The organism is Ensifer sp. GW823-FHT05D09 (genome assembly GCF_058795755.1).
The window spans coordinates 86,637-94,826 of record NZ_JBXAIA010000015.1 but is presented as its reverse complement, the minus strand read 5'-3'; the positions used below and the strand labels follow the sequence as shown (position 1 = coordinate 94,826).

The following is an 8,190-nucleotide window of genomic DNA, read 5'->3' as shown; positions in this document are numbered from 1 at the left end:
CCCATGGTCCTCCGATTTGGATTTCAACAAAATAATACGCCCCGACACTTGTGATCACAATGATTAGAGCAGACTTTAGTCTTATGAATATTCCGACTTAGATCGAACGATTTGTTCCAGTCTGCCGGTTTTCCAATGTTTCTCTGTTGAGGATATCCGACATTCTCTTATAATTACCTTGGGCTTAGTATTCGATCCGGCCTTATCGCCAAGGTTGAGTCTTTGTCGGCATACAGAACTCCGATGGTGGTGAATGGTTATGCCGAGCTTTCGGTATCGGGCTATCGACCAGTCCGGACACATACTAGAGGGCTATCTGGACGCGGCTTCAAGCAGCATGATGATGACTGAGTTGGAGCGCAGATCGCTTCTGCCGATCGACATAGAAGAGGTGAACCGATCCACCTCCGCACGGCACGCCCCTATCCTCACGGGCAGTGGGCCTTCATACGAAGATGTAACGGCGCTGACCGAGGATCTTGCGGCCCTGCTTTCCGGCAGCGTTGCCTTGGATCGGGCTCTTCAGATCATCTATCAATCAACCAAACGCCGGGCGCTTTCCGGCATCGTCTATTCGATGTGGGAAGTGATATCGAAAGGGCACAGTCTTGGCGAGGCGATTGCCGCTTACCCCAAGGCCTTCCCGAGAACCTACGTCAAAATGGTGGAGGTCGCGGAAGTCGCCGGCAATCTCGACGCAACCCTGCAGGTGATTGCTCAGGATCGGCGGCGTCAGAGTGAACTCAACCGTCGGCTGGCCGCAGCACTTGCCTATCCCTGCCTTCTGCTGCTTGCCGCGATCGGCGTGTTCTTCTTTGTGCTCATCGTCGTGGTTCCACAGTTCGATCAAGCTCTTGTCGAAACGGGCAACGCGTCGCGCGGATCGGAACCTTTGGTGTTCACGCTGTCACGCATTGCCGTCGGACACAGGACATTTTTGGCGTTCGCAGGAGTGGCTCTGGCCGGCGCCGGCATCATCGGAGCCCGCAGCGACAATGTAAGAGCGGCTTTGATCTCCCTGCTTCGCCACATCCCTGGGTTCGACACCCTGCTCATGCAGCAGCGCGCCGTCGTCTTCTGTTCGACGCTTGCGATGCTGAGCAAAAGTGGCGTCGACCTTCCGACTGCACTCCGGCTTATCCGAGATCTCATGCGGGATACGAGCTCCGCCAACCTCGTAGCGGGAGTTCTCGCTGACGTCCGCGACGGGAGCCGCCTTACCGATGCGCTCACGCGCACTGACTTTCTGCCTGCCTACGGCCTGCAGATGATGCGCGTCGGCGAAACAATCGGAGAGGCCGACAAGGCGGCATGGCGGGTCGCAACCTACTATGAAACGAAACTCGACCGATCGATCGCGCGCGCCACCGCGATAGCGGGTCCGATCGTGCTGTTGGCAATCAGCGCCTTCATCGCCTGGATCATCGTCTCGGTGATCACCGCCTTGCTCAGTCTGAACGAATTGCTGCTGTGACCCCCATGAAAACACTCTGTCGCACGACCCCACCCAAACGTAACGCCTGCCGACAGAGGCACGACGAGGGAGAAGGCGGATTTACGCTGCTCGAGTTGCTGGTTGTTCTGATCATCCTCAGCCTCGTCGCCGGCATCGCCGCGCCGCGGGTGCTCGGATATCTCTCCGAAGCGCGTGTCCGCGCGGCAAAGCTCCAGATCGAGGCTCTCACCTCGGCGTTCGATCTCTTCTATCTCGACGTGGCGCGCTACCCGACCGAACGGGAGGGCCTGGATGCGCTGGTGGACGGTGCTTCGATCAAGCGCTGGAAAGGTCCCTACATCCAGCAGGCATCCGTGCCGCTCGATCCGTGGGGTAACCCGTATCAATATCGGATCGGTGACAAGGGGAGGCCGCAGATCATCTCTTATGGCGCCGACGGCGTCGAGGGAGGCGCCGATGGTGCGGCCGACATCGCCATCCAGCAATGACGCGGCATACGACAGCGGATTTGCGTTGCTCGAGAGCCTGGCTGCGCTCGTCATCGTGGCGCTTGTAGCGGCAATGTCGTTTCCATTCCTGACGCGGGCGAGCCGCGCCATCGGCCTGAAGGTACGCACAGCCGAGATCGCCGCACTTTTGCGGCACGGCAGGAACACGGCGATGGAACAGGGACGACCGGTCCTGTGTTCCGTCGACCCGCAACGCAGGACGGTTTCCTCGGGGGCTTCGGGTCGACAGGTGGTTTTGCCCGAAGGCACGACGATGAGGATCGTGAGTTCCGGCCGTCTGCGATCGGCCGATCGTCTTGGGTTTGTCTTTCTGGAGGATGGGCGCGCGCTCGGCGGCGTATTGAGCATTACGGGGAGCAACCTGACTTATCGCATAACGGTCAACCCGCTGACGTCAGGCGTCATGCTGTCGGAGGTTGACTGAGGATGCCTCGATGATCCCGCTCGTTGTCCAACCCAATAGACCCGAAGACGAGCGCCGTTCCGACGCGGGGTTCACCCTGTTGGAGGTTCTGGTTGCCGTCGCAATCCTTGCGGCCGTGGTCTCGGTCGTTCCTCGCAGTCTTGTATCCGCCCGGACGTCGATCGGCCACTCCCGTGCCTGGCTGGAGGCGAGACTGGTCGCCGAAGAAGTTTTGGCGGGGGAGCTACGAAGCGGTCGCATGCGGCCGGGAGCTTTTTCCGGCGTGGTGCGGGGACACCGATGGCGCGTGGTTGTCGCGCCAGCCGCGGTCGCCGACGCGCCGCCGAGCAACGGTCGCGTGCTGCTTGAAGCAAGGCTTAACGTCGAGATCTCCGCGTCGCGCGTCCTAGCTGTTGACCGTCTTTTGGTCGGAGGCGGCCAATGAACAGTGTCCGCGCACCGAAAGACGAAGGCTTCGCACTCCTTGAGGCGCTGGTCGTGCTGATGCTAACCGCGCTGGTCCTGCACGCACTCATGCTCACGGTTTCGCTCGTGACACGGTCGTCCGCCGCCGCTTCGCAAGGTGCAGCCACGCTTGAAGAGCTTGCGACCGGCCTTGCCGCAATGCGAAGGGATTTTGCGCAGATCGCTGCAGTCAAGACGGGAACGGAAGCGAATGCGCCGCTCCTGTTCTACGGCAGCGGCGATGCGCTCGGGTTCGCCACGCGAACCGATCCGCAACTTGAGCCGGATCAGTTGGTGTGGATTGCGGTGAGGTCCAGGCCGCCAGCACTCTTGAGGTCGTCGGCGATACGGGTTCCCGGGCAGGTGACCTTCGAACGAGCCCGAGCATCCGCACCGATCGCGATATTCGAAGGGGCGTGGCGTTGGCGCTTTTCCTTCGCCGAAACGACTGAGCGCGGAACCATCTGGACTGGATCCTGGATTGCGCAGCCGAAGCTCCCCGACATTGTTCGGTTGGAGATCTGGGACAGGTCTGACGAACGGCGGCAACCGCTGACGCTGATGATGTCGCCGCACGTCGACTCGCCTTCGGCCTGTCGCGACGGAGAATCGTGCGCGGGAGGCGGCAATGCGGCGCGATGACGGATTTGCCACGCTCGCCGTTCTTGTTGTCAGCGGTCTGCTCGCAGCGATCGTGTCGATGCTGGTGCTGTTGTCGAGGCCGGCGCTTGTGTTGACGAAGCTCGGCGCCGACGACCTCGTGATGGAGAACCTTATGGAGAGCGGCGTTGCAGCGGCCGGGTATCTTCTCTTCCTTGCGGATGTCGACGCCGCATCGGTGGACGGCAGGACAATTCGCCTGCCGAGCGGTAGCGTCATCCTGCATGTTTCGGCGGAGGCCGGACGGGTCGATCTCAATGCGTCACCACGCGAATTGCTGGAGGGTGTATTCAAGGCGGCAGGAGGGCAGTCGCTTTCACCCAGGTCGTTCGCCGCCCGGGTCGTCGACTGGCGTGACGAGGACGATGAAAGAACGACGGGCGGCGCCGAGCGGACGGACTATTTGGCAAGCGATGCAATCGGTCTCCCGGCCAATGTCGCGTTCCAGTCCGTAAACGAGTTGCGCTTCGTTCGTGGTTTGAGCGAAGCCGACTATGTGCGTCTTCAACCGTTTGTCACGGTCTACAACCGCACGGGCCTGCTCTATCCAGCTGCAACCTCACGCCGTGTCTTGATGGCGATACCCGAGATGAGCAATGCGGATGCCTCCGCCTTGAGATCTGCTGAAGCGCCTGGTGCAGAAGGTGAAGATGGCGAACTGCGAGAGCTGTCGCAGCGGTACGACAGCTTCGTCACGCTGGAGGCACCAAAAGTGTATCGGCTTGATGTCGTGGTTCGCAGCGAAAGTGGCAGAACAAGTGCTGCTCACGTCATCATAGCGGATGCCGAAGACGAAGCGAAAGGCTATGCTGTGTATGACTGGGCGCCTGCTGGTCGGGGGGCCCGTTGATGGTGGGGCGGAATGGATGAGTGCTCTTGGCGCATACTTCAAGCGCGCGATGGCGGTACTTCTCGACGAGATGACGTCGTGGCAGGCGACGATGGGTATCCCGCGCACAGCGCGCGGGACATTTCTTCTTGTCGATGAAGGGACGAAGCTTGCCTGCTATCGCGTCGGCCGCTCCCGACGCGCGCACAAGGCTGATGGCAAGCGCGCCGACCTGCGCGACGGGTGGCTGAACAAGATAGTCGGTACACGCCCGGTTGAGCTGCGTCTGGCGGGTGACGGAGTTGTGGTGCGTTCCTTGCGGCTGCCCGCGGCCAGCCGTGGCCACATCGAGGCAATCATCCGCCATCAGGTCGAGCAGATCATGCCGTGGCCGTCAGAGAAGATGGTGTACGACTACGACATCCAGGAGAGCGAGGCCGCCCGGTTTTCAGGCCAGTTCGACGTGCGGCTTGTCGCGACGTCGCTGACCGCGGTGCGCAGCGCAATCGAGCCCTTCCAGTCCGTCGGCATTACCCCCGTCGTTGTGGGGCTTGCGTCGGACCCGTCGGATCGCCCAAGCGCGATCAATCTTTTGCCGGGCGCCAAGGCGGCCGTGCGCGCGAGGCGAAGGCACAACGCCCTGGTTTGCCTTAGCCTGCTCGCGGCCGCCGGTGCGGCACTTCTGGCCTGCGCTGGCTGGAGCGTCAATCACGCTGTCGCCGAAACGGCCCGTATCGAGGCGTCTCTTGCAAGCCTCCGTGGCGCCGTCGAGACGGCTCGCAAGGAGGCGGAAGCGACGAACGATCCCGGGCTCGACGTGGCGCGTAAATGGGACGCCGTTCCCATGGTCTTGCTGCTGGAAGAGCTCTCCAGCCGCGTTCCGGACACCACTTACCTTACCGCTCTCGACGTGGAGGACCGTAATGTCCGCGTTACAGGGCTTTCCACAAACGCTGCCGATTTGATCAGCCTGCTCGAAGGTTCGGATATGTTGGAGGGCGCCGGTTTTTCCGCGCCGATCGTTCGCGACAACGACAGCAAACTGGAGCGGTTCGAGATCCTGGCGCATCTCTCGGAAAAGGGCCGGCCATGAGCGCATCAAGCGCCAGCGCGCGACGTGTCACGGCAGCAACGGTTGCTGCGCTTTCCTGTCTGGTGGTGCTGCCGGTCCTGACGGCTGCGTGGAGTGCGACTGTCGTGTCTCGTCTTGGCGAGCAGAGCAGGAACGACACGGCCCTGGCCGAAACACTCAAATCCAGGCTATCTGCGCTTGGCGGCGGCGCGGGAAGCGAAGGCGACAGCGCGAGCGCACGCGTCTATTTGCAGGGAAACACGCCCGCGATCGCCGGCGCCGAGCTTCAGAGGCTCGTCACTGATATCATCGGCCAGAACGGTGCTGTGGTCTCGCAGTTCGAATTCGTCGCGTCCGAAGAGGACGACCCGGCCGGCGGCACCGTCGAAATGCGGATTCTATTCCACAGCACCATCGAACCTCTTCAGAAGATACTGTTCGCCACCGAGACCAATCCGACAGCGCTTGTCTTCAAATCCATCAATATCGAGAGCCTGGCGTCCGACGAAGAGGCGCTCCATGCATCACCGACATTGCGCGTTTTGGCGCTCGTCGAAGGCTATTGGCGGAGGGCTGAACGATGACGCGCCTTCCGGCTTCGCGCTTGTCGGTCATCGCCGTCGCCTTGCTTCTCGCAGGCACGGCGTCGTCCCAATCCCCATCATCCGACGAGGCTCCCTGGCTTCGAGGTGTGAGCCTCGACAGGCTGGAGGCAACGCGATTGCGTCCATTGTTCACGCCGGCGCGGCAGCCTCCCGCCGTCTCAGAGACGGTGGACACGCCAGCGCCGGTTGCAGCCACGAACGTTGAGATCGTGCCGGACGCCCCGCCAGAGCTCAAGCTCGTCGGCATCATATCGACAGCAGACAGTCAGCAAGCCCTTCTGCAGGATGCCGCAAGTGGCCAGATTCATCGCCTCAAGGACGGCGAGAAATTTCAGAACTGGAACCTCTCGATTGTCGACAGCCGCACCGTCGCCTTCGAGCAGAGCGGGCGTAGCCGGGACTACAAGATGTTTCTGCCCCTACAATGATCAGACCGTCACGCGCAGAACCTCTTCGATCGAGGTGACGCCACGCCGGTATTTCGAGAGCCCATCTTCCAGCATGGTTGTCATGCCTGCCTGGACGGCGACGGTCTGTATCTTCTGAGGATCGGCATCCTTGCGGATCAAAGCGGTAATCTCGCTGTCGACGGGCAGGACCTCAAATATTCCAACGCGTCCGCGATAGCCGCTGTCGCCGCAATAGGAGCAACCGACCGCGCGAAAGCATGTGTCACCGGGGCGTTTGATAAAGCGCTGGCGCGCCGCAGATGTCGACGCGGCGGGCGCCATGTCCTCGATCGGCGCCTTGCAACGCTCGCACAATTTTCTGACCAGGCGCTGAGCAATGACGCAACGCAGTGCGGATGCCAGAAGGAATGTTTCAACGCCCAGATCCATCAACCTTATGATGGCGTCTGCCGCGCTATTGGTGTGCAGGGTCGTTAGAACCAGATGGCCAGTCAATGCTGCCTGAAGACTGATCGAGGCGGTTTCGCTGTCGCGCATCTCACCCACCATCATGACGTCGGGGTCCTGACGAAGGAACGATCGCATCGCATTGGCAAATGTCAGGTTTATCGATGGCTTGACCTGAGTTTGGCTGACCCCCGCCATCTGATACTCGATCGGATCTTCGATCGTCATGATCTTGCGTTCGGGGCTGTTCAGAGTGGACAATGCAGCGGTCAGGGTGGTCGTCTTGCCGCAGCCGGTCGGGCCGGCCACGACAACGAGGCCATGAGGCTCGGCCAGTTGCGTATGAAGGACGGAGTAATCACGCGACGACATGCCCAGGCGAGAAAGATCAAGGGCTTCGGCGCCTTTGACGAGGATGCGCACGACCAGCGCTTCTCCGTGCAACGTCGGCATTGTCGCCACCCGGAAGTCAGCGCGCGTCGAGTTGATCAGGATACGCGCGCGCCCGTCCTGCGGCAGCCGGCGTTCGGCAATATTCAAGCCTGCCAGGATCTTGATACGCGAGATGACGCCGCGCGCAATCTCGTTTGAAAGCGGCTGCATCGTGCGCAGCATCCCATCGACGCGCATCCTCAGCCTTACGCCGTCAGGTTGAGGTTCGATGTGAAGGTCCGTCGCCGATAGACTGAGCGCTGTTTCGAGCAATTGATCCACGGCCCGAACGATCGGCGCGCCGCTGGCGATATCGTGGAGGCGATCGAGATCCTCCTCGTTCCGATCGCCAGCAACAGGCGACGTCGAGCGCTCTATGTTTGCGTCCTTGGCCGGTTCCCTCGAAAGCATGCGCTCGAAGAGCATCGCCATTTCCTCGAACGTCGCGATCCGCAACTCCACCTGACGGCCAAGTGCCGCCAAGGCAGCGTCGATCGCGTCGTTTCGACTGGGATCGGCAACGACGAGCAAACGAGCCTCACCTTCGAGCGCCGGCATCGCCCATGCGGCACGAAGGAACCGCGCCGACAAATCTTCAGTCAATTCCGGACGAAATTCGACGCGGTTGAATGCGGCGCGATTGAGGTTGTGAAAATCGGCAATCGCATCAGCGAGCAGCTCCCCGGACAACAGCCCGGTCTCCCAAAGGACGGTGTAGTTCGAGGGCGCTTCCACAAGAAGCCGTTCCAGGGACAGCCTCTCTGCCGGGCCGACCAGGTCCTCTTTCGTCAATAGATAGCGAATGAAATGCGTTACAATCGTTGCCGTATTCATCCGTCCCGCCGCAGTACACTACAGCAAAGCCCCACTCACTCGACCGCCACTTTGACGGCTTGTCGACA

The 8,190-nt window shown here is 61.2% G+C and carries 10 protein-coding genes; 9 read left to right on the top strand and 1 reads right to left on the bottom strand.

Going from position 1 to position 8,190, the window contains the following annotated elements; translation table 11 throughout:
- Positions 1-253 precede the first annotated feature (253 nt).
- Genes AC1Q80_RS29065 through AC1Q80_RS29025 form a run of 9 tightly spaced genes read left to right on the top strand, consistent with a single transcriptional unit; the run spans position 254 to position 6,427 of the window.
- Positions 254-1,474: a type II secretion system F family protein gene (locus AC1Q80_RS29065; protein WP_492362714.1), complete on the top strand. Its 1,221-nt coding sequence runs from the start codon at positions 254-256 to the stop codon at positions 1,472-1,474.
- A 5-nt stretch (positions 1,475-1,479) separates the two neighbouring features.
- Entirely contained in the window at positions 1,480-1,944 is a 465-nt protein-coding gene (gene gspG / locus AC1Q80_RS29060) for a type II secretion system major pseudopilin GspG (RefSeq protein WP_492362713.1), read from the top strand.
- Complete coding sequence (locus AC1Q80_RS29055) at positions 1,913-2,389, top strand: prepilin-type N-terminal cleavage/methylation domain-containing protein (RefSeq protein WP_492362712.1); 477 nt, start codon at positions 1,913-1,915, stop codon at positions 2,387-2,389. The genes gspG and AC1Q80_RS29055 overlap by 32 nt, the downstream gene beginning before the upstream one ends.
- Before the next feature lie 10 nt (positions 2,390-2,399).
- Positions 2,400-2,813, top strand: coding sequence for a prepilin-type N-terminal cleavage/methylation domain-containing protein (locus AC1Q80_RS29050; RefSeq protein WP_209789825.1), 414 nt, complete (start codon positions 2,400-2,402; stop codon positions 2,811-2,813).
- Positions 2,810-3,475: a PulJ/GspJ family protein gene (locus AC1Q80_RS29045; protein WP_209789824.1), complete on the top strand. Its 666-nt coding sequence runs from the start codon at positions 2,810-2,812 to the stop codon at positions 3,473-3,475. The genes AC1Q80_RS29050 and AC1Q80_RS29045 overlap by 4 nt, the downstream gene beginning before the upstream one ends.
- Before the next feature lie 58 nt (positions 3,476-3,533).
- A complete protein-coding gene (locus tag AC1Q80_RS29040; RefSeq protein ID WP_492362711.1) occupies positions 3,534-4,343 on the top strand; it encodes a type II secretion system minor pseudopilin in 810 nt (269 codons plus the stop codon).
- Between the two features lie 16 nt (positions 4,344-4,359).
- Positions 4,360-5,415: a PilN domain-containing protein gene (locus AC1Q80_RS29035; RefSeq protein ID WP_492362710.1), complete on the top strand. Its 1,056-nt coding sequence runs from the start codon at positions 4,360-4,362 to the stop codon at positions 5,413-5,415.
- Complete coding sequence (gspM, locus tag AC1Q80_RS29030) at positions 5,412-5,978, top strand: type II secretion system protein GspM (RefSeq protein ID WP_492362709.1); 567 nt, start codon at positions 5,412-5,414, stop codon at positions 5,976-5,978. Before AC1Q80_RS29035 ends, gspM begins: the two co-directional genes overlap by 4 nt.
- Positions 5,979-5,998: 20 nt before the next feature.
- Positions 5,999-6,427 carry a hypothetical protein gene (locus AC1Q80_RS29025; protein WP_492362708.1) on the top strand — a complete coding sequence of 143 codons (429 nt, stop codon included), beginning with the start codon at positions 5,999-6,001 and terminating at the stop codon, positions 6,425-6,427.
- Here the strand turns inward: AC1Q80_RS29025 and AC1Q80_RS29020 are convergent, their stop codons facing one another.
- Positions 6,428-8,122 (bottom strand): GspE/PulE family protein, encoded by a 1,695-nt coding sequence (locus tag AC1Q80_RS29020; protein ID WP_492362707.1) that lies wholly within the window; start codon positions 8,120-8,122, stop codon positions 6,428-6,430.
- Positions 8,123-8,190 lie beyond the last annotated feature (68 nt).

Coding starts and splice junctions, on each gene's coding strand:
- AC1Q80_RS29035 (WP_492362710.1), top strand. CDS start 4,360: ATGAGTGCTCTTGGCGCATACTTCAAGCGCGCGATGGCGGTACTTCTC.
- gspM (WP_492362709.1), top strand. CDS start 5,412: ATGAGCGCATCAAGCGCCAGCGCGCGACGTGTCACGGCAGCAACGGTT.
- AC1Q80_RS29045 (WP_209789824.1), top strand. CDS start 2,810: ATGAACAGTGTCCGCGCACCGAAAGACGAAGGCTTCGCACTCCTTGAG.
- AC1Q80_RS29040 (WP_492362711.1), top strand. CDS start 3,534: ATGCTGGTGCTGTTGTCGAGGCCGGCGCTTGTGTTGACGAAGCTCGGC.
- gspG (WP_492362713.1), top strand. CDS start 1,480: ATGAAAACACTCTGTCGCACGACCCCACCCAAACGTAACGCCTGCCGA.
- AC1Q80_RS29065 (WP_492362714.1), top strand. CDS start 254: ATGGTTATGCCGAGCTTTCGGTATCGGGCTATCGACCAGTCCGGACAC.
- AC1Q80_RS29020 (WP_492362707.1), bottom strand. CDS start 8,122: ATGAATACGGCAACGATTGTAACGCATTTCATTCGCTATCTATTGACG.
- AC1Q80_RS29055 (WP_492362712.1), top strand. CDS start 1,913: ATGGTGCGGCCGACATCGCCATCCAGCAATGACGCGGCATACGACAGC.
- AC1Q80_RS29050 (WP_209789825.1), top strand. CDS start 2,400: ATGATCCCGCTCGTTGTCCAACCCAATAGACCCGAAGACGAGCGCCGT.